We start from the raw sequence: 19,671 nt of genomic DNA, 5'->3' as shown, positions 1-19,671 counted from the left end.
CACGTCACTCCGCGGTGCCGTACATCCGGTCACCGGCGTCACCGAGTCCGGGCACGATGTAGCCGTTCTCGTTGAGCCGCTCGTCGACCGAGGCCGTGACCACGGTGACCGGGGTGCCGGCCAGGTCGCGCTCCATCACCTCGACACCCTCGGGCGCCGCCAGCAGCACCACCGCGGTGACGTCGTCGGCGCCCCGCTTGATCAGCTCCCGGATAGCCGCGACCAGTGTGCCGCCGGTGGCCAGCATCGGGTCGAGGACGTAGACCTGGCGTCCGGAGAGGTCCTCGGGCATCCGCGTCGCGTACGTCTCGGCCTGGAGCGTCTCCTCGTTGCGGATCATGCCCAGGAAGCCGACCTCGGCGGTCGGGAGCAGCCGGACCATGCCGTCCAGCATGCCCAGGCCCGCGCGCAGGATCGGCACGACCAGGGGACGCGGGTGGGACAGCTTCACCCCGGTCGTGCTCGTCACCGGGGTCTCGATGTCGACCTGCTCGGTGCGCACGTCCCGGGTGGCCTCGTACGCGAGAAGGGTGACCAGCTCGTCGGCGAGCCGCCGGAAGGTAGGGGAATCGGTGCGCTTGTCGCGCAGCGTGGTGAGTTTGTGCGCCACCAGCGGGTGGTCGACGACGTGGATCCGCATGCCGTCAACAGTAGCCGGGCCGGGGACCACCTCCTCGCAAGCCTGCGCTGGCATCAAGCACCTGTTCGGAGGGAAGGTGGGGACATACGTGACCCAGGCCTTGGGGTGGTGTGTCGATTGCCCGACCGGGAGCAGCCGAGAGAACGCCGGAGCGCGCGCGACGTGCCCGACGCGCCGGAGGACGCGGAAGCCGCGCAGGAGAGTGAAGCCGCGCGCCGGAGGCGGCGGGCGCAGTTCCTCCGCGAGCTCCACGAAGCGAAGCAGCTCCGCGACCGGGTGCAGCCGCGGCGCGCCCGCGCGGCCCGTATGCGGCAACAGATGCGCATGCGGACATTCCGCTGGTGAACCCCGGGTGCCGGAGGGCGGCGGCGCCTCCGGTCCGCCCGGTACGGGGACGGCCGGCACCCGGACTCCCGGAACTGATGGACGACGCAACGGCCGAAGACCTCTCGCTTCGCGCTCGTTTCTGCCACGATGCCGATTGGGCGGGGTCCAGAGCGGCCGGAAGACCGGCCGCCCTCCCGTCGGACCGATTCACCTATGAACAGTGGGAGAGTCACGGTGTACTTCGCCGCACTGCTCGCGCGCACCGAAGACGGGTGGGAAGCGAGCGACACGGAGCTCGACGATGTGGAAACCCTGTCCGACCTGACGGATCTGGCCCGGGACGCCTCGGTGGACGAGGACACGGTCCTGGTCTACATCGAGCAGGAGGACGCCTGGTTCGGCGTCGTCCGGGTGGACGGTGAGGAGGACCCGCGTATCTACGTCTCGGACGCGTCCGCCGCCGCCCGCTCCTCGTACGGGGAGATCCTGCTCACCGACGAACTGCTCGGCCGCGAACCCGGGGCCGAGGACGAGATCGCGGCCCTGGAGGAACTCGTCGGCCTCGACGAGGACGACGAACCGGACGAGGCCGAAGACACCGGCGACGCCCGTGCCGGTACCGCGGGCCTCGACCCGGACCAGGACCCCGACACCGTGCCGGCGGGCCCGCTGGGCGACCTGGGTCTGCTGTCCGACCTGGGGCTGTCCGAGAAGGACCTGCTGACCCTGCGCACCGACGCGCTGGCGGAGATCGCCGACGCGCTGGGCGCGGCCGATGTCCTGGAGGCCGTCCGCTAGGGTCCGCGGGTGACCGCACCACCACCCACGCCCCCCTCACCCCCTCCCGCCGATCCCGTACGGGATCCGTGGCAGGCATCCATGCGCCAGGCCCTGCACGAGGCGGCGCAGGCGGCGTCGGCCGGCGATGTGCCGGTCGGCGCCGTTGTGCTGGACCCGCACGGCGCCTTGCTCGCCACCGGCCACAACGAGCGCGAGGCGACCGGCGACCCGACCGCGCACGCCGAGGTCCTCGCCCTGCGCCGCGCCGCCGCGGCCCTCGGCGGCTGGCGGCTGACCGGCTGCACGCTGGTGGTGACCCTGGAGCCGTGCACGATGTGCGCGGGCGCACTCGTCCAGTCCCGGATCGCCCGGGTCGTCTACGGGGCGCGCGACGAGAAGGCCGGGGCCGCGGGCTCGCTCTGGGACGTCCTGCGGGACCGCCGGCTCAACCACCGCCCGGAAGTGGTCCAGGGCGTCCTGGAGGAGACCTGCGCGGCCCAGCTGACGGCGTTCTTCCGCGAGCGCTGACGGCACCCCCGGCGACCTCGGCCACCGGTCCGGGAATCGGATTTCGACCATCGCCCGGGATGGTCTAAGCTCTCTCTCGGTAGCGTGTCCGAGCGGCCGAAGGAGCTCGCCTCGAAAGCGAGTGTGGGGAAACTCACCGTGGGTTCAAATCCCACCGCTACCGCTCTGAACGAAGGGCCCCGACGCATCGCGTCGGGGCCCTTCGAGCGTCTCCGGACCTTGCCGGGCGTCTCCTGGGCCGTACGGAACGGCCCGGGGCGCGGCGTGGCGGCCGTGTGGGGGATACGGAGACGGCCCCGGCCGCCGGTCGGGGAACCGGGGGCCGGGGCCGTCGTCGTGGAGGTCGGGGGAAGCGGCATCGGGGGGACAAGCCGCTTCCCCCGATGAGAACGGGTCCGGTCCTCGCCGCGGTCAGGGGGAAGTCGCGCGGCGTGGCCTCATGGGCCCCGTCCCTCCGCCCGCCGCATGGATGCCATGAGCGGGCCGTCTTCCATGGTGCCCCCCGACAGAAGCCACGACCGGGGGCAAAGGACCTAAAACCACGGGTCCTTGGTCCCTAAAAGCCGCGTCAGTGATCGGAGACGTCCCCCGGAACCGGCCATACGTGCGGCTAGAATCACCCGACTGCACACGTGATCGACGGGGAGAGGCGGGGGCGGGCTGTGGTGCAAGCGAAGAAGATCGCGCTCTACTTGATTGTGGTCTTCGTGCTGTACACGATCATCACGTCCCCCGAACGCGCCGCGGACCTCGTCCAGGTGGGCTTCGAAGGCATATCGAGCGCCGCCCAGGGCGTCGGGGACTTCATGTCCGAGCTCGTGAAGTAGGAGTGGCCCCATGATCCGCCACCTGGTCCTGTTCAAGCTGAACGACGGCGTCGAGCGGGACGACCCCCGGGTCCTCGCCGGGGCGGAGGCCTTCCGGGTGCTCGGCGGGACGATCCCCGAGCTGGAGTTCTGGGAGTGCGCCTGGAACATCACCGACCGGCCGATCGCCTACGACTTCGCCATCAACTCCGCGGTGGCGGACGAGGAATCCCTCAAGCGCTACATCGAGCACCCGGACCACCAGGCCGCGGCCGGCCTGTGGCGCGAGTTCGCCACTTGGGTGATCGCCGACTACCCGTTCTGACGTACCCGCGCGTCGGCCCCCAGGTCCCTCATCCGATCAGGAGAGGGGCTTTTCGGCATTTTTAAACCATATTCGGCACAACACGACCCTATGCGGTGCTTGCACACAGTGGACATGTCTTGTGATGCTATGACCGCTTTTGACGGATGAGTTGACCGTAGTTGACCGCAAAGGGGTGGCGACACCGTGCCGGCCAGTACAGCGCCTCAAGTCCCGCCCCAGAACGTCCAGACGGACGACATCCAGACCGAGACGCCCGAACCGCCCCAGCCCGGCAGAAGCCGGGGAGCGGACACCCGGGCGCTCACCCAGGTGCTCTTCGGCCGCCTCAAGGACCTCGAACCGGGCACCCCGGAACACGACCGGGTGCGTACCGCCCTGATCGAGGCGAACCTGCCCCTGGTGCGTTACGCGGCGGCACGTTTCCGCAGCCGTAACGAGCCGATGGAGGACGTCGTCCAGGTCGGCACCATTGGGCTGATCAACGCCATCGACCGGTTCGACCCGGAACGCGGCGTCCAGTTCCCGACGTTCGCCATGCCCACCGTGGTCGGCGAGATCAAACGATACTTCCGGGACAACGTGCGCACCGTGCACGTCCCTCGCCGCCTGCACGAGCTGTGGGTCCAGGTCACCGGCGCCACCGAGGACCTGACGACCGCTCACGGGCGCTCCCCCACGACCGCCGAGATCGCCCAGCGGCTGAAGATCTCCGAGGACGAGGTGCTCGCCTGCATCGAGGCGGGGCGCTCGTACCACGCGACCTCCCTGGAGGCGGCACAGGAGGGCGACGGCCTGCCCGGCCTGCTGGACCGGCTCGGCTACGAGGACCCGGCGCTGGCCGGGGTCGAACACCGCGACCTGGTACGGCATCTGCTCGTCCAGCTCCCTGAGCGGGAGCAGCGGATCCTGCTGCTGCGCTACTACAACAACCTGACGCAGTCACAGATCAGCGCCGAACTCGGCGTCTCCCAGATGCATGTGTCAAGGCTCTTGGCCAGAAGTTTTGCCCGACTGAGATCCGCAAACAGGATCGAGGCGTAGCCGGAACGGGTAGACCGTCCCGGAGCCGTCTTCCGGGGCGTAAATGCCGCACACCCCCTGTTTCCTGCGCGGTTCCACCGCTGACTTGTCGACTTGTCACTACAGCGTGTTGCCGACATGTGACATTCTGCTGGAACCGCGTTTGCCGCAGCCCTACCTCCGGTATTCAGGTGGAGGCTGCGTTCCTCCGATGGTCGTGGCCACCGCGACCGTCCGCGACCTCAAGGGGGTGGCATGTCCGTAGACCAGGGCAGCTCGAAGGTGCTCACGCTCACGAAGAGCGTGCCCGCGCCTGCCGTGCTCACCAGCTCGCCGGAAGCCATCGACACCCGCACGCTGTCCCGCTCCCTGTTCCTGCGGCTCGCCGCGCTGGGACCCGCATCGGGACCCGACGGAACGGACAGCCCGGAGCGGGCCTATGTCCGGGACACACTCATCGAGCTCAACCTCCCGCTCGTCCGCTACGCGGCGGCACGTTTCCGCAGCCGTAACGAACCCATGGAGGACATCGTCCAGGTCGGCACGATCGGCCTGATCAAGGCGATCGACCGCTTCGACTGCGAGCGGGGCGTGGAGTTCCCCACCTTCGCGATGCCGACCGTCGTGGGTGAGATCAAACGCTTCTTCCGGGACACCTCATGGTCGGTCCGGGTGCCGCGCCGGCTCCAGGAGCTGCGCCTGGCGCTCACGAAGGCGAGCGACGAGCTCGCCCAGAAGCTGGACCGTTCGCCCACGGTGCCGGAGCTGGCCAAGGCGCTGGGGGTCTCCGAGGAGGACGTGGTCGACGGGCTGGCCGTGGGCAACGCCTACACGGCCTCCTCGCTGGACTCCCCGTCCGCCGAGGACGACGGCGGCGAGGGTTCGCTGGCGGACCGCCTGGGGTACGAGGACGCGGCCCTGGAGGGCGTCGAGTACCGCGAGTCGCTGAAGCCGCTGCTGGCCAAGCTGCCGCCCCGTGAGCGGCAGATCATCATGCTGCGCTTCTTCGCCAACATGACCCAGTCGCAGATCGGCGAGGAGGTCGGCATCTCGCAGATGCACGTCTCGCGGCTGCTGACCCGCACCCTCACCCAGCTCAGGGAAGGGCTCATCGCCGACTGACGCGGGCCGGCCGGTGCCGGGGCCCCGTGAGGGGCCTCGCGCCGGGCGTACGGCTCGCCGGGGCCACCGGGCACCGGTACGGGCGCCTGGACGGCCGTACCGCGCCGTGCGGGCCGTGCGGGCCGTGCGGGCCGTGCTGTGTGCTGCGGGGCCCCGGGGCCGGCGGCGGGAGAGCCGCGACCCGGGGCGCCACCGCGGTAGGTGGTGGGTGACGGGGACGTGCTCTCGGTCAGCCGAGCGCGAGCCAGGCGACCGCGCCGAGGACGACGATGACCGCGACGACGGCCACGATCACACCGGTCTTCGGCCCTGACGGGGCCGCGGCCGTCTCCTGCCTGCGCTGCGGCTCGCCCTCGTCGACGAACGCGCGGAACATCTGCGTGCTGCCCGCCGGGTCGTGAGTGCCCTCGGGGCCCGGCTGCGGGGCGTGGGGGTTGTGTGCCATGGCCCAGGACCCTAGCGAACTCGGCGGTACCGCCCAACCCCCGGGTCTCCGCCGGGCGATGACCCGAAGCGGTGGACGGCCCGCCCGGGAACGCCGGGGGTACGCCGGGCGGGGCCTCCGGCAGTGATTTCCGGGCTCCGGGGCCGGCGGTCGGGGCCGGGGTGCTGGCCACGGGCGCGGGGTGGTCCGCGGGCCGCCTGCCCGGAGGAACCGAAGCACGCGCCCCGGCGTACGTACAGGCGGACGCGGGACGCGCGTGCCGGCCGACCGGGCCGACCACGTGCGCGAGCGGCGACGGGCAGCCGTCGGCGGACCTCCCCGCCTGGCGCACGGGCACCGACCGCTCGCCCGACAGGCGCCGGGCCGCGCACAGGACGGCTGCCGGAGTGCTCCCGATGAGCATCGCCCGTACGCCCCGCAGGCACGGACCCACGCGCCGGGCGGGCCCGGGTGGCACGGATCCCGCCCGGCGCGCGCCGGAAGCGCGGTTCACACCGGACCCCGTGCCCCCAGGACCGTGTGCGCACCGGCGCCCGAGCCACGTGTCCGCCCGCGCGCTACGGGCGGGCTCCGCGCGCCCCGCGCGGGCGCCCCGCGTGTGCCGAGGAACACACGTACGACCACGCGCCCGCTGTGCGCTGGGGGCTTGACCGGGACCCTACGGAGGCTTTTGCGTTCCTTTACTTCTGCAAGGCCCATTCCGTTTGCCTGGGGCAACCAACGGCTTCTATCGTTGCCCTAAGCAACAAGATGACCTGTGAGATCTCTGGAGGGCCGGTGGCCGCACGGAGCCAGTACGAGGAACTGGCCCGGCAGCTCAGCGCCGTCGGAGCCGTCAAGCGGGGACTCGCCCGCATCCTGCCCGCCGAATGCCCCGGTGGCTCGGCATCCGTGCTGACGCTGCTGAGCCGGTACGGCGAGATGCGCATCACGCGACTGACCGAACTCCTGGCCGTGGACATGTCCGTGACCAGCCGTCATGTGGCTCACGCCGTGGAGAACGGCTGGGTTGAACGGCTCGCGGACCCGAGTGACAGACGGTCCCGCATCCTGCGACTGACCCCCGCGGGCGAGGACCTCCTCGACGACCTGAGCCGGCGGACGACCGAGATGTTCGCCCAGAACCTCATCGACTGGTCCGACGAAGACGTGGGCCGGCTCAACACGTTGCTGTCCCGGCTGCGTGACAGTTTCGCCTGCCGAGGCCCCGGTGGATGCGCCCCCGGGAGGCACAGCGGCGACTGCCGCGCCGGGCACTCCGACGACTCGTACACCCGTACACCCGTGTAACAGAAGCAAAGACAAGGAACTCCATGGCTACGACCACACCATCCGGTGTGCGGGGCGGCCACGCCAAGCACGGGGCCCCCGAAGCCCCCGCAGGCACGCCGATGACACACCGGCAGATCATGGAAGCACTGACCGGGCTGCTGCTCGGCATGTTCGTCGCGATCCTGTCGTCGACGGTCGTTTCCAACGCCCTGCCGGAGATCATCTCCGACCTCGGCGGCGGCCAGAGCGCGTACACCTGGGTCGTCACGGCCTCGCTGCTGGCCATGACCGCCACCACCCCCCTGTGGGGCAAGCTCGCCGACCTGTTCAGCAAGAAGCTGCTGGTCCAGATAGCCCTGATCATCTACGTGGCCGGCTCGATAGTGGCCGGCCTCTCGACCAGCAGCGGCATGCTCATCGTCTGCCGTGTCGTGCAGGGCATCGGCGTCGGCGGTCTCTCCGCCCTCGCCCAGATCGTGATGGCCGCGATGATCTCCCCGCGCGAGCGCGGGCGCTACAGCGGTTACCTCGGCGCGGTCTTCGCCGTCGCCACCGTCGGCGGTCCGCTGCTCGGCGGCGTCATCACCGACACCAGCTGGATGGGCTGGCGCTGGTGCTTCTACGTGGGTGTGCCGTTCGCGGTCATCGCCCTGATCGTGCTCCAGAAGACCCTGAAGCTCCCGGTCGTCAAGCGTGAGGTCAAGGTCGACTGGTGGGGCGCGTTCTTCATCAGCGCCGCCGTCTCCCTGCTGCTCCTGTGGGTGACCTTCGCGGGCGACAAGTACGACTGGATGTCCTGGCAGACGGTCGTCATGGTCGTGGGCGCCGCACTGCTCGCGCTGATCTTCGTCTTCGTCGAGTCCCGGGCCAGTGAGCCGATCATCCCGCTGCGCCTCTTCCGGAACCGCACCATCACCCTGGCCTCGGCGGCCTCGCTGTTCGTCGGTATCGGGATGTTCGCGGGCACCGTCTTCTTCAGCCAGTACTTCCAGCTGGCACGGGGCAAGTCACCGACGATGTCCGGCGTCATGACCATCCCGATGATCGCCGGCCTCTTCCTCTCCTCGACCCTCTCGGGCCAGATCATCACCAAGACGGGCCGCTGGAAGGCCTGGCTGGTCAGCGGTGGTTTCCTGCTCACCGCGGGTCTCGGGATGCTCGGCACCATCCGGTACGACACCGAGTACTGGCACATCGCGGTCTTCATGTTCGTGATGGGTCTCGGCATCGGCATGATGATGCAGAACCTGGTCCTCGCCACGCAGAACCAGGTGGCCCCGGCCGACCTCGGCGCCGCCAGCTCGGTCGTCACGTTCTTCCGTTCCCTCGGTGGTGCGATCGGCGTCTCGGCGCTGGGCGCCGTCCTGGGCAACCGCGTCACCCGGTACGTCAAGGACGGCCTCGCCGATCTCGGTCCCGAGGGTGCGGCCTTCGGCCACGGCGGTACCGGCGGCGGGGGCATCCCCGACCTGGACAAGCTCCCGGCACCGTTCCGCACGGTCATGGAGGCGGCGTACGGCCACGGTGTCGCCGACGTCTTCCTGTACGCCGCACCGGCCGCGCTCCTCGCCTTCCTGCTGACCCTCTTCATCAAGGAGGTCGCCCTGAAGACCAGCGCCGGGAACGACAAGGCCCCGGTCACGTCCGAGGTGCCCGCCGAGGTGCCCGCCGACCGGCCGGTCGAGGTCACCGTCGGCGCGCCCGCCGCCGCCTTCGCCGAGGCGTCGGCCGGGCTCCCCTCGGCCGACGTCGTCCAGGACGCCCCTCGGTCCCTGCCGGTCCTGGACGCGCCCGCCGCGCTCCAGGGCGGCACCCCGGTGCGCGGTGTGGTCCGCGGCGCGGAGGGCGCGGCCGTCGCCCGGGCCGCCGTCACCCTGATCTCGCTGGACGGCCGGCAGCTGGGCCGGTCCGTCGCGCAGGCAGACGGCGCGTACGTGCTGGACGCCCCGGGCGCCGGCAGCTACGTCCTGATCGCCTCAGCGGACGGCTTCCAGCCGCAGGCGTCCACCGTGGTCGTCGGCGAGGAGCCGCTGGCCTACGACATCCTGCTCGCCGGTACGAGCGGGCTCGCCGGGACCGTGCGGACCGCCGAGGGCGGGGTGCCGGTCGGGGGCGCGATGGTCGTGGTGACCGACGTGCGCGGTGACGTCCTGGCCACCGGCGTCTCGGACGGGGCGGGCGAGTTCGCCTTCGGCGAGCTGGTCCCCGGCGCGGTGACGGTCGCCGTGACCGCCGCCGGCTTCCGCCCGCTGGCGCTGCCCGTGGAGATCGGCGGCCAGGGTGTCACCCGGGCCGACGTGGCCCTGCGGGCCGGTGCTCTGGTGCGCGGTGTCGTCCGGGCCGGTTCCGACCCGGCTCCGCTGGCCGACGCCCGCGTCACGCTGATCGACGCGGCGGGCAACGTGGTCGCCACCTCGACGACCGGGGAGGACGGCGTCTACGCCTTCACCGACCTGGACGCCGGCGAGTACTCGCTGATCGCGACCGGTTATCCGCCGGTGGCCGGCTCGCTGACCGTGACCGGCGGCGGGATCGACGGCCACGACATCGAGCTCGCCCACCCGGGCGAGTAGGCACGGAACATCCACACAGACCCCTGGCGGCACAGCGCTTCGAGCGGAGAGGCTGTGTCCGCCGGTGGAAACGGGCCCCGTGGCGGGAACGGCGGGCAGGGGACGGCCTGCCGTCCCCGCCCGGGGCCCGGCTCATGGAGCCGTTGGGTCACCGAGTGAGTGAGCAAGGAGAAGGATCGGGATGGGACTTCGAGCACACGTACGCACGCGGGACGGCTGGGCCGTCCAGCACGCGGTCGTGACGGTGACCGACATGACGGGCACCCAGGTGGTCCGGGCCGCCGCCGACGAGGACGGGGCCGTGCGTACCGACGCTCTCCTGCCGGCCGGCGCGTACACGGTGATCGTCACGGCGGTCGGGTACGCCCCCGCCGCCTCCACCGCCCTCGTCACGGCCAGTGGCCGCGTCGAGGCCGGCACCGTGGTGCTGGCCCGGCAGGGCGGGGTGGAGCTGCCGCCGCCGGGCGCCTGGTCGCTGGACCCGGCGCACTCCACGGTGGCCGCGGTCGCGCGGCACCTGGGGATCTCCAGCGTGCACGGCCGGTTCACCGAGTTCAGCGGCCGGATCGACGTCTCCGAGGACGTCCAGCGGTCACGGGTGGAGGCCTCCATCGCCGCGGACAGCATCGACACCGGCAACGGGATGCGGGACAAGCACCTGCGGTCGGCGGACTTCCTGGACGCGGAGCGGTACCCGGAGATCACCTACGTCTCCCGCGCCCTGACCCCGGCCGGGCCCGACCGCTGGACGGTGCACGGCGTCCTCACCATGCGCGGAGTGGCCCGGGACATCGATCTCGACCTCACCTACCTGGGCACCGGCCCGGACCCCTGGGGCGGTGTGCGGGCGGCCTTCCACGCCACCGCCGAACTGCGCCGGGACGACTTCGCCATGAACTACAACCAGGTCGTGCAGGCGGGCATCTCCGCGATCGGCACGACGCTGCGGGTGGAGCTGGACATCCAGGCCGTGCAGGGCGATTCGTTCCCGGCCTGACCGCCCGGGGCAGCCCCTGGGGGCTGCCCCGTGATCCGTGGTGAATCAGCGCACGGCGTCAGATGCGGTGCATCGCAAGGCGGAGGGACGTCCGCATACTGGATGTATGCGGACGTTCTGACAACGCGGCGAGGTGCCGTAGCTGTCGTCGTGCGCCCGCCAGGGGTCACGGGGCAGCCCCTAGGGTGGGCCCCATGGCACCGAACACCGCGACCAACACCACCGTCGAGCTCGGGGAGCTGCTGGACTTCGTCCGTCCCCGGCACCGTGCGATCCTGCTGACGACCCGGTCCGACGGACGGCCCCAGGGGTCCCCGCTGACCTGCGGCGTGGACGACGCGGGCCGGATCGTCGTGTCCACGTATCCCGAGCGCGCCAAGACCCGCAACGCCAGGCGGGACGAGCGGGTCAGCGTGATCGTCCTGTCGGACGAGTGGGACGGCCCCTGGGTCCAGATCGACGGCTCGGCCGAGGTGCTCGACGCACCGGACTCGGTCGAGCCGCTCGTCACGTACTTCCGGAACATCTCGGGGGAGCACCCGGACTGGGACGAGTACCGGGCGGCCATGGTCAGGCAAGGGAAGTCGATCATCCGCGTCACCCCGGAACGCTGGGGCCCGATCGCCACCGGCGGCTTCCCCGCCCGGCTGACCGACGGCGGCTGAGGTGACCGGGGCGGTACCGGCGCCCGATGTGCTCGCCCGTGCCCGGGTGCTGGCCGCCCCGGACGTCGAGGCGTCCGTGGTCCGCGCGCTGGAGGGAATCACCGGGCGCCCGGTGGAGCAGGCGTCCGGCACCGTGCCGGACGGGCCCTTCGTGTACGTCGGGGGCACCCTGCCCGACGCACCGCGGGCCGGGCGGCTGGTCTGGTTCCACAGCGTCAACGCGGGCACGGACGCCCTCCTCGCCGCCGGTCCCTGGCCCGAAGGGGCCCTGCTGACACGGACCGTGGGCCGGATGGGCGAGCGCATCGCGCAGTACGTGCTGGGCTGGATGCTCGCCGAGTGCCAGTCGGTCCCGGAGCACACCGCCCAGCACGCCCGTGCCGTGTGGCAGCGCCTCCCGTCCTCGCTCGTCGCCGGAGGGACCGCCGTCGTGCACGGCACCGGACGGATCGGCTCCGCGGTCGCCGCACTGCTGCGGGCCTGCTCGGTGCGCACGGTGGGGGTCCGCCGCACCCCGGGGGACGCGCCCGGCTTCGACCGGGTCGTGGCGGCCGGGAGCACCCAGGAGGCGGAGGAACTGGCCGCCGCGCGCTGGGTGGTCTCCACGCTGCCGCTGACCGGGGCCACCGAGGGGTTCTTCGGCGCCGAGCGGTTCGCCGCGCTGCGGGGGGCCTCGTTCGTCAACGTCGGCAGGGGCGCCTCGGTGGACCTGGACGCGCTGGAGGCCGCGCTGCGCGACGGAAGGGTGCGCCGGGCCGTCCTGGACGTGCTGCCCGAGGAGCCGCCGGGCCCGGAGGACCGCGTCTGGCGGCTGCCGCGCACCGTCGTCACGTCGCACTCCGCCGGCATCACCACCGACGAGGACGTCGTCACGGACTTCGGGGCCTGCTGGGAGGCGGTGGCGCGGGGGCGTACCCCGGCGCTGGCGGTGGACACCGGGCGCGGCTACTGACGCGGCGGGCGGGCCGGCGGGGCGGCTCCGACGGGCGGTCCCACGCGGCCGTACAGCCCCCCCCTACCGGCGGCCCGCCTCCCGGGCGCACATGGCCTCGATGCCGGCGATGAGCAGGTCGAGGGCGAACAGGAAGTCCCGCTCCCGCATCTCCTCCACGGTGGTGCCGCCACGGGCGTCCATGATCGCCTCGGAGGGCTCGACGATCCGCCTGAGCCGCGGATCCGCCCTGACCGCGTCGATCGCCTGCCGGTAGAACGCGTCCTGGCTGAGACCGGCGTCCTTGGCACGCCGTACGAGGTGGCCTTCCTGGGTGCCGAATCCGTACACGAACTGGAGGACGGCGGACATGGCGCCCGTCTGGCTCTCCAGGGGCAGTCCGGTGGCCCGGACGACGTCCTGGACCGCGTAGGAGAACAGCATCGCGTGGGGGCCGACGTTGAGGTACCTCCCGGCGAGCGCGGACGCCCAGACGTGCGCGACCAGCATGGTGCGGTAGCTGGTGGCCAGTTCGCGCAGCCGGTCACGCCAGTCGGCGTCCTCGCGGGGCGGCGGGATCTCGCCGTACACCGTGTCGAGGGCCAGTTCCAGCAGGTCGTCCTTGGTGTCCACGTACCAGTAGAGGGACATCGCCGTGACGTCCAGTTCCGCAGCGAGGCGGCGCATGGAGAACTTCGTGAGCCCCTCGGCGTCCAGCAGCCGGACGCTCGCCGCGGTGATCCTGTCCCGGTCGAGGCCGGCCGGCTGGTCGGCCTTGCGGTGACGCGTCGGCGTGCGCCGGTCCAGCCACACGCTGACCCGCGCGGGGCTCTTCGCACGGTCTGCCGCGGATCCCATGGCGCGCTCTCCTCCTGCCGACGGTACGGACATGACGGGCGTCCGTCTCCACGGGTGCCGTACGCCGTGGTGGGCACCCGGCGTACGGCCCTGTGCCGGTTCCGATGCTATGCCCGCTGCTCAGGCCCCGGGTCCGTCGGTGCCGCCGCCGGTGCCGGATTCGGATCCGGTGCCGGTGCGTGTGCCGGTGCCGCGGTCGCCTGGGCGCGCTCCGCCCGGCGCAGCAGCACGGCCGCCGTCAGTCCGCCCGCCAGGACGGCCGCCGCCCCCACCAGCTGACTGGCCGCCAGCCCGTCGGCGAAGGCCTCGGTGATCCGCCGGCGTTCCCCCTCGCCCCGTGCGGCGGCGAGCGCGGCGGGCAGCGAGGCCGCCCCTACGGCGGCGGGGACGAGGGTGGCGAACCGCGAGTTCAGTACGGCGCCGAGCACGGCGACGCCGAGGCCGTTGCCGAACTCGGCCAGCGTGCCGTTGACCCCGGCGCCGGTGCCCGCCCGCTCCGGTGGGATGGCGCTCATGATCGCGTTGGCCATGGCGGGCATGGCGAGGGCGATGCCCGCCCCCATGACGACCAGGCCGGACAGCATGCCGCCGTACGTGTGCCGCCCGAGCAGGGCGACGGCCGCGAGTCCGGCGGCCAGCAGGCTCATCCCGGCGGCGATGGTGACGGGCGTCCCCAGCTTCGGTACCAGGCGGGCACCGAGCCCCGCGAGGTTGAGCACGATCACGGTGAGCGCCAGCGGGGCGGTGCGCAGCCCCGCCTCCAGCGGGCCGTATCCGAGCACGAACTGCAGATGCTGGGTGAGCAGGAAGAGCGAGCCGCCCATGCCGAAGGCGACGAGGATCGAGCCCGCGACCGCGCCGACGAACGTCTGGTTCCGGAAGAAGCGCATGTCCAGCATCGGGTACGGGATGTGCAGCTCCCACAGGACGAATCCGGCCAGGACGGCGACCCCCGTGAAGGCGGTCAGCAGGACGTGTACGGAAGTCCAGCCGTGCCCGGGGCCGGAGATGATCGCGTAGACGAGCGCGGCCATCCCCACGGTGGAGAGCAGGGCACCCACCAGGTCGGGCCGGTCGCCCTGGGCGTTCTTGAACTCCGGGACGAGGCGCACCACGGCGACCAGGCCGATCACCGCCACGGGAATGTTGACCAGGAAGATCGCGCCCCACCAGAAGTGGTCGAGCATCACCCCGCCGAGCAGCGGGCCCGCCGCGAAACCGAGCGAGCTGACGGTGGACCAGATACCGATCGCCTTGACGCGTTCGGTGGCGTCGAAGATCTGGACCACGACGGCGAGGGTCGTCGTCAGCAACAGCGCGCCCCCGACCCCCATGCCGGCGCGGGCGGCGATCAACTGCCCGGAGGACTGGGCGAGTCCGGCCACCAGTGAACCGATGCCGAACAGGACGAGCCCGATCACCAGCATCTTCTTGCGGCCGTAGCGGTCGGAGGCGCTGCCCGCCGTGAGCAGCAGACCCGACTGGACGAGCGAATAGGCGTTGATCATCCACTGCACATCGGCGGTGGAGGCGCCCAACTCCCTGGTGAGCGACGGGATCGCGACGTTGAGGACGGTGTTGTCCAGCAGCACGGTGAGCTGGGCGAGGCAGATGACACCGAGGATCAGCCAGCGCTGGGGATGGCCGCCCCCAGGGGCGAGGTCGTGTCGCTCGGCGGCGGTGGCTGTCATGGCGGCTCCTGATCATGGGCGCGCTGGGCGCCTTCGACACGCTGGGCGCCCAGGCGGTCCGGGTGCCCCGGGCGCTCTCGTACGCCCTGGGTGCTCCGGGGGCCCCAGGTATTCCTGTACGCTGTACGAGAGATTCCCATACACCGTATGGCAACCGTGTACGCCGTACAACTCGTTTACCGGCGAGCCCGTCGCGGGTAGCTCTCCCGGCGCGCGCCGGGCGGCCGTCCGGCGGCCGGTGGATGAGTGGAGTGACATGTCTCTGCGGCGTCGCACGGTGGGCGTACTGATCGCGGCGGGTCTCACGGCGACGGCGTTCGCGCCGCCGGCGGGGGCCGTCGAGGGCGCGGGCCGGGGCCGTTCCGTGCCGCTCCGGGTCGCCACGTACAACATCCACGCCGGGGCGGGCATGGACAACGTCTTCGACCTGGACCGGCAGGTGGCCCAACTCCGCGCGCTGCACGCGGATGTGATCGGGCTCCAGGAGGTGGACGCGCACTGGGGCGCGCGCAGCGAGTGGCGCGACCTGGCCACCGAGCTCGCCGAACGGCTGCACATGCGGGTGTCGTTCGCGCCGATCTACAGCCTCGACCCGGTGGCGGTGGGCGAACCCCGGCGTGAGTTCGGCGTCGCGGTGCTGTCCCGCCACCGGATCCTGGCCGCCGAGAACCACGAGATCACCCGGCTGTCCACCCAGGACCCGGACCCGGTACCGGCGCCCGCTCCGGGCTTCGGGGAGGTCCTGCTACGGGTGCGGGGGCTGCCGGTGCGTGTGTACGTGACGCATCTGGACTACCGCTCCGACCCGTCCGTACGGATCGCCCAGGTCGCCGAGACCCGGCGGATCATGGGGGAGGACCGGGGTCACAAGATCCTGCTGGGCGACTTCAACGCGACCCCTGACGCACCCGAACTGGCCCCGCTCTGGCGGGAGCTGGCGGACGCCGACCCCGCAGCGCCGACGTTCCCCGCCCAGGACCCGGTGAACCGGATCGACTTCGTCGCGGTGTCGAAGGGGGGCGGGCCGGGGGCCGGAGCCGTACGGATACGCGGAGCGGCGGTGGCCGAGACCCTCGCCTCGGACCACCGCCCGCTCGTCGCCGATCTGGAACTGCTGCGTGGGAACGGTGCCTGAGGGCGGCCCCCTCCCCGGCGGGCCGGCCCTCAGGAGCCGCTCACCGGCCGGGTGAGGTCGTAGAAGGTCGCGCTTCCCGCGGTGACCTCCGTGAAGTTCTCCTCCACCCAGGCCGAGATCTGGGACGAGGTGCCGTCGGAGCCCATGCCGCCACCGCCGCCCATGCCGCCTCCCGACACGAAGTAGTGGATCTTCCCGTCCGTCACGTACTGCTTGAACTGGGCGAGCGTGGGTGACGGGTCGCTGCCGTTGAAGCCGCCGATCGCCATCACGGGGTCACCGGTGGCGAGTTGGTAACTCGCGGCGTTCTGCGAGCCGACGGCCGCGGCGACCCAGGTGTAGGCGTCGGCGTCCTGGCCGAGCAGCGTCGTGGCCTCCGAGCTGACGGACGAACCGCCGAGCAGGCCGGCCATTCCGCCGCCTCCCCCGCCGGGGCCGCCTTCGCCCATGCCACCGCCGGGCATGCCACCGGTCCCCCGCGTGCCGCCCCCGGGCGCCTGGCCTTGCTGGTTCTGGCCTTGCTGGGTCTGGCTCTGGTCGTCTTGGCCGCGCCCGTCCTGGCCCTGGCCGGTCTGGCCCTGGCCGCCGGGCGGGGTGCCCTGGGCGTTGCCCGGCGACTGGCCCGGACCGCCCTGTCCGGTGCCCTGGCCGGGCGGCTGCCCGCCTCCCCCACCGGGCCCGCCGCCCCGGCCGCCACCAGGTCCGCCCATGCTCGCGCCGGACGGTCCGGCGGTGACGATGGAGCCCTGGTGCCCGGTGTTCAGCGTGCTGAGCGTGTACGCCGTCGGCCCGGCCAGCGACGCGGCCAGCCCCAGCCCCACCACACCCAGCAGCAACGCCCGCCCAAGCCGTGCGGCGAGCAGCAGCCCCACCGCGGCCACCGCCCCGCCGGTCAGCACGGCCCAGCGCAGCCAGGGGAGGTAGTCCGGGGTGCGCCCCAGCAGGACGTACGCCCACACGGCCGTCACCGCGACCGTCCCGCCGAGGGCGGCCCCCGCCCACCACCGGGACCGCTCCTCCCACAGGACCGCGGCGCCCATGCCGATCAGCGCCGCGATGTAGGGCGCCAGGGCCACCGTGTAGTACTGGTGGAAGATCCCCGCCATGAAGCTGAAGACGAAGGCCGTCATCAGCAGCGAACCACCCCAGGCGAGGAACGCCGCCCGCGCGGTGTCGGTCCGCTTCGCCCGCCAGGTCAGGAGGATTCCGGCCACGAGCAGCAGCAGCGCGGCGGGCAGCAGCCAGGAGATCTGGCCGCCGATCTCGGAGTTGAACATCCGGCCGACGCCGGTCTCGCCCCAGCCGCCCCCCTGGCCTCCACCGCCACCGCCACCGACGCTGCCGGTCTCCTCACCGTTGATCCGGCCGAGTCCGTTGTAGCCGAAGGTGAGTTCCAGGAAGGAGTTGTTCTGCGAGCCGCCGATGTACGGGCGGGAGGACGCGGGCCACAGCTCCACGAGCGCCACCCACCAGCCGCCGGAGACGACCACCGCCAGCGCGGACAGCCCGAGCTGCCCCAACCGCTTCCGTACGGACACCGGGGCGCACACCGCGTACAGCAGGGCCAGCGGCGGCAGGATCAGGAACGCCTGCAAGGTCTTCGACAGGAACGCGAGCCCCACCGCGACACCCGCCCACACCAGCCACGCCGTCCGGCCGCCCTCCAGGGCCCGCAGCACGCAGTAGACGGTCACCGTCATCAGCAGGGCGAGGAGCGCGTCCGGGTTGTTGAACCGGAACATCAGCGCGGCGACCGGCGTCAGCGCGAAGACCGACATGGCGATCAGCCCGGCGCCCGCGCCGAAGCGGCGGCGTACGGCCGCGTACAGGACGCCGGCCGTGGCGACCCCCATCACCACCTGCGGGGCCAGGATCGCCCAGGAGCTCAGCCCGAAGATCCGTACCGAGAGGGCCATCGGCCAGAGCGTGGCCGGGGGCTTGTCCACGGTGATGGCGTTCGCGGCGTCCAGCGAGCCGAAGAAGAAGGCCTTCCAGCTCTGGCTGCCCGCCTGGACGGCGGCGGAGTAGAAGGAGTTCGCGTACCCCGAGGCACCGAGGTTCCACAGGTAGGCGAGTCCGATGACCAGCAGCAGGGCGAGGAACGCGGGCCGCGCCCAGCGCGGGTCCTCGGGCCTGCCGCGCCAGACGCGTCGCGGCAGCGACCGCGCGGAACGGCCGTGCCCGTGCCTCGCCCGTGGTGCGGCGAGCGGATCGGAGTGGGTGGCGGCGGCGGTCATCGCACGTCCCTCGGTTCGGTGGCGGCACCCGGCCGGGCGCCGGTGGGGCCGGTGCGCCGGTCGGGGAAGACCCAGGCGCGGAAGAGCAGGAACCGCAGCACCGTCGCCGCGAGGTTCGCGGCGATCAGCACGGCCAGTTCCGTCCCGTGCGACGGCGACCCGGAGGCCGCCCCCAGCGCCGCGAGCGAACCGCTGGTGAGCGCGAGACCGATGGCGAAGACCACGAGCCCCTGCGCCTGGTGGCGTACGGACCCGCCCCTCCCGCGTACCCCGAAGGTGAGCCTCCGGTTGGCCGCCGTGTTGGCGACGGCGGAGACCAGCAGGGCCGCGCCGTTGGCGATCTGCGGACCGGCGCCCAGCCGGAAGAGGGAGTACAGGGCGAGGTAGACGAGCGTGGAGAGCACGCCCACCACACAGAAGCCGACCACCTGCCGGGCCAGTCCGCCCGGCACCCCCGGTACGGCACGGTCGCGCGGGTCGTCACCGAACGGCCGTGCCAGCCGGTCCAGCGGCAGCGCGCCGGTGGCCAGGGCCCGGCCGACCCGCCAGACGCCCTTGAGGTCGTCCGTGGCGGTCCGCACGAGGTGCACGGTGGAGTCGGGGTCGTCGACCCAGTCGACCGGCACCTCGTGGATGCGCAGCCCGGCCCGCTCCGCGAGCACCAGCATCTCGGTGTCGAAGAACCAGCCGGTGTCCTCGACCATCGGCAGCAGCCGCTCGGCGACCTCCCGCCGTATCGCCTTGAACCCGCACTGGGCGTCGCTGAACCGGGCGGCCAGCGAGGAGCGCAGGATGAGGTTGTACGACCGGGAGATGAACTCCCGCTTCGACCCCCGCACCACCCGCGAACTACGGGCCAGCCGCGAGCCGATGGCGAGGTCCGAGTGTCCGGAGATCAGCGGTGCGACCAGGGGCAGGAGCGCGTTGAGGTCGGTCGAGAGATCGACGTCCATGTAGGCGAGGACCGGGGCGTCGGAGTGTGACCAGACCGTGCGCAGGGCCCGCCCCCGGCCCTTCTCCTCCAGCCGGTAGGACCGCACCTGCGGGAGCACCGCCGCCAGCCGGGCCGCCACCTGGGGCGTGCGGTCGGTGCTCGCGTTGTCCGCGACGGTGATCCGGAAGCGGTAGGGGAAGGTGCTGGACAGATGGTCGTGCAGCCGGAGCACGCAGGGTTCGAGGTCCTTCTCCTCGTTGTAGACGGGGACGACCACGTCGAGTACGGGAGCACCGGCCGTGTCGACCGCCGCGGCCAGGAGGTGTTCCCGGGCCGGCAAGGTGCTCCAAGGGGTGTCGGTTTGCATGACACCGACATTCGC

At 72.1% G+C, this 19,671-nt stretch carries 19 protein-coding genes and 1 tRNA gene; 14 read left to right on the top strand and 6 right to left on the bottom strand.

The window, feature by feature from the left end; translation table 11 throughout:
- Positions 1-4: 4 nt before the first annotated feature.
- Positions 5-640 (bottom strand): uracil phosphoribosyltransferase, encoded by a 636-nt coding sequence (gene upp / locus B9S64_RS16940; protein WP_028441782.1) that lies wholly within the window; start codon positions 638-640, stop codon positions 5-7.
- Positions 641-757: 117 nt separating this feature from the next.
- On the opposite strand from upp, the gene B9S64_RS35065 reads away from it, so the two are divergent.
- The 8 genes from B9S64_RS35065 to B9S64_RS16900 all read left to right on the top strand — a co-directional run bounded on the left by B9S64_RS35065 (position 758) and on the right by B9S64_RS16900 (position 5,551).
- On the top strand, positions 758-985 hold the full coding sequence (locus tag B9S64_RS35065) for a hypothetical protein (RefSeq protein ID WP_239085240.1): 228 nt from the start codon (positions 758-760) through the stop codon (positions 983-985).
- A gap of 216 nt (positions 986-1,201) precedes the next feature.
- Entirely contained in the window at positions 1,202-1,765 is a 564-nt protein-coding gene (locus tag B9S64_RS16930) for a hypothetical protein (protein ID WP_103492295.1), read from the top strand.
- Between the two features lie 81 nt (positions 1,766-1,846).
- On the top strand, positions 1,847-2,275 hold the full coding sequence (gene tadA / locus B9S64_RS16925; RefSeq protein WP_103492296.1) for a tRNA adenosine(34) deaminase TadA: 429 nt from the start codon (positions 1,847-1,849) through the stop codon (positions 2,273-2,275).
- 78 nt (positions 2,276-2,353) lie between these two features.
- Positions 2,354-2,438, top strand: a tRNA-Ser gene (locus B9S64_RS16920).
- Positions 2,439-2,937: 499 nt separating this feature from the next.
- Positions 2,938-3,102: a hypothetical protein gene (locus B9S64_RS34485; protein ID WP_167344453.1), complete on the top strand. Its 165-nt coding sequence runs from the start codon at positions 2,938-2,940 to the stop codon at positions 3,100-3,102.
- Positions 3,103-3,112: 10 nt separating this feature from the next.
- Entirely contained in the window at positions 3,113-3,406 is a 294-nt protein-coding gene (locus B9S64_RS16910) for a Dabb family protein (protein WP_103492297.1), read from the top strand.
- Between the two features lie 186 nt (positions 3,407-3,592).
- A complete protein-coding gene (locus B9S64_RS16905; protein ID WP_028441777.1) occupies positions 3,593-4,450 on the top strand; it encodes an RNA polymerase sigma factor SigF in 858 nt (285 codons plus the stop codon).
- A gap of 234 nt (positions 4,451-4,684) precedes the next feature.
- A complete protein-coding gene (locus B9S64_RS16900; protein ID WP_028441776.1) occupies positions 4,685-5,551 on the top strand; it encodes an RNA polymerase sigma factor SigF in 867 nt (288 codons plus the stop codon).
- 229 nt (positions 5,552-5,780) lie between these two features.
- On the opposite strand, the gene B9S64_RS16895 is transcribed toward B9S64_RS16900, so the two are convergent.
- Positions 5,781-5,996, bottom strand: a complete 216-nt coding sequence (locus B9S64_RS16895; protein ID WP_103492298.1) for a hypothetical protein — start codon at positions 5,994-5,996, stop codon at positions 5,781-5,783.
- Between the two features lie 777 nt (positions 5,997-6,773).
- Here B9S64_RS16895 and B9S64_RS16890 point away from each other — a divergent pair.
- The 5 genes from B9S64_RS16890 to B9S64_RS16870 all read left to right on the top strand — a co-directional run bounded on the left by B9S64_RS16890 (position 6,774) and on the right by B9S64_RS16870 (position 12,455).
- Positions 6,774-7,286 (top strand): MarR family winged helix-turn-helix transcriptional regulator, encoded by a 513-nt coding sequence (locus tag B9S64_RS16890; RefSeq protein ID WP_103490402.1) that lies wholly within the window; start codon positions 6,774-6,776, stop codon positions 7,284-7,286.
- 23 nt (positions 7,287-7,309) lie between these two features.
- On the top strand, positions 7,310-9,841 hold the full coding sequence (locus tag B9S64_RS16885) for an MFS transporter (protein ID WP_103490401.1): 2,532 nt from the start codon (positions 7,310-7,312) through the stop codon (positions 9,839-9,841).
- A gap of 181 nt (positions 9,842-10,022) precedes the next feature.
- On the top strand, positions 10,023-10,838 hold the full coding sequence (locus B9S64_RS16880; protein ID WP_103490400.1) for a YceI family protein: 816 nt from the start codon (positions 10,023-10,025) through the stop codon (positions 10,836-10,838).
- Positions 10,839-11,032: 194 nt separating this feature from the next.
- A complete protein-coding gene (locus tag B9S64_RS16875; protein WP_103490399.1) occupies positions 11,033-11,503 on the top strand; it encodes a PPOX class F420-dependent oxidoreductase in 471 nt (156 codons plus the stop codon).
- A gap of 1 nt (position 11,504) precedes the next feature.
- Entirely contained in the window at positions 11,505-12,455 is a 951-nt protein-coding gene (locus B9S64_RS16870; protein ID WP_103490398.1) for an NAD(P)-dependent oxidoreductase, read from the top strand.
- 63 nt (positions 12,456-12,518) lie between these two features.
- Here B9S64_RS16870 and B9S64_RS16865 read toward each other — a convergent pair whose 3' ends face one another.
- Entirely contained in the window at positions 12,519-13,292 is a 774-nt protein-coding gene (locus tag B9S64_RS16865; RefSeq protein WP_103490397.1) for a TetR/AcrR family transcriptional regulator, read from the bottom strand.
- 107 nt (positions 13,293-13,399) lie between these two features.
- A complete protein-coding gene (locus B9S64_RS16860) occupies positions 13,400-14,983 on the bottom strand; it encodes a DHA2 family efflux MFS transporter permease subunit (protein ID WP_103490396.1) in 1,584 nt (527 codons plus the stop codon).
- Between the two features lie 256 nt (positions 14,984-15,239).
- Here B9S64_RS16860 and B9S64_RS16855 point away from each other — a divergent pair, with 256 nt between their 5' ends.
- Positions 15,240-16,118 (top strand): endonuclease/exonuclease/phosphatase family protein, encoded by an 879-nt coding sequence (locus B9S64_RS16855; RefSeq protein WP_181012222.1) that lies wholly within the window; start codon positions 15,240-15,242, stop codon positions 16,116-16,118.
- 29 nt (positions 16,119-16,147) lie between these two features.
- Here B9S64_RS16855 and B9S64_RS16850 read toward each other — a convergent pair whose 3' ends face one another.
- Together B9S64_RS16850 and B9S64_RS16845 are read right to left on the bottom strand one after the other, a co-directional pair.
- Positions 16,148-18,355, bottom strand: coding sequence for a glycosyltransferase family 39 protein (locus tag B9S64_RS16850; protein WP_103490395.1), 2,208 nt, complete (start codon positions 18,353-18,355; stop codon positions 16,148-16,150).
- Positions 18,352-19,656, bottom strand: coding sequence for a bifunctional glycosyltransferase family 2/GtrA family protein (locus B9S64_RS16845; RefSeq protein WP_103490394.1), 1,305 nt, complete (start codon positions 19,654-19,656; stop codon positions 18,352-18,354). The genes B9S64_RS16850 and B9S64_RS16845 overlap by 4 nt, the downstream gene beginning before the upstream one ends.
- Between the last annotated feature and the right edge of the window lie 15 nt (positions 19,657-19,671).

The sequence above is a fragment of the Streptomyces sp. SM18 genome (assembly GCF_002910775.2).
GTDB lineage: Bacteria > Actinomycetota > Actinomycetes > Streptomycetales > Streptomycetaceae > Streptomyces > Streptomyces halstedii.
This window is presented reverse-complemented; position numbering and strand designations above follow the sequence as displayed.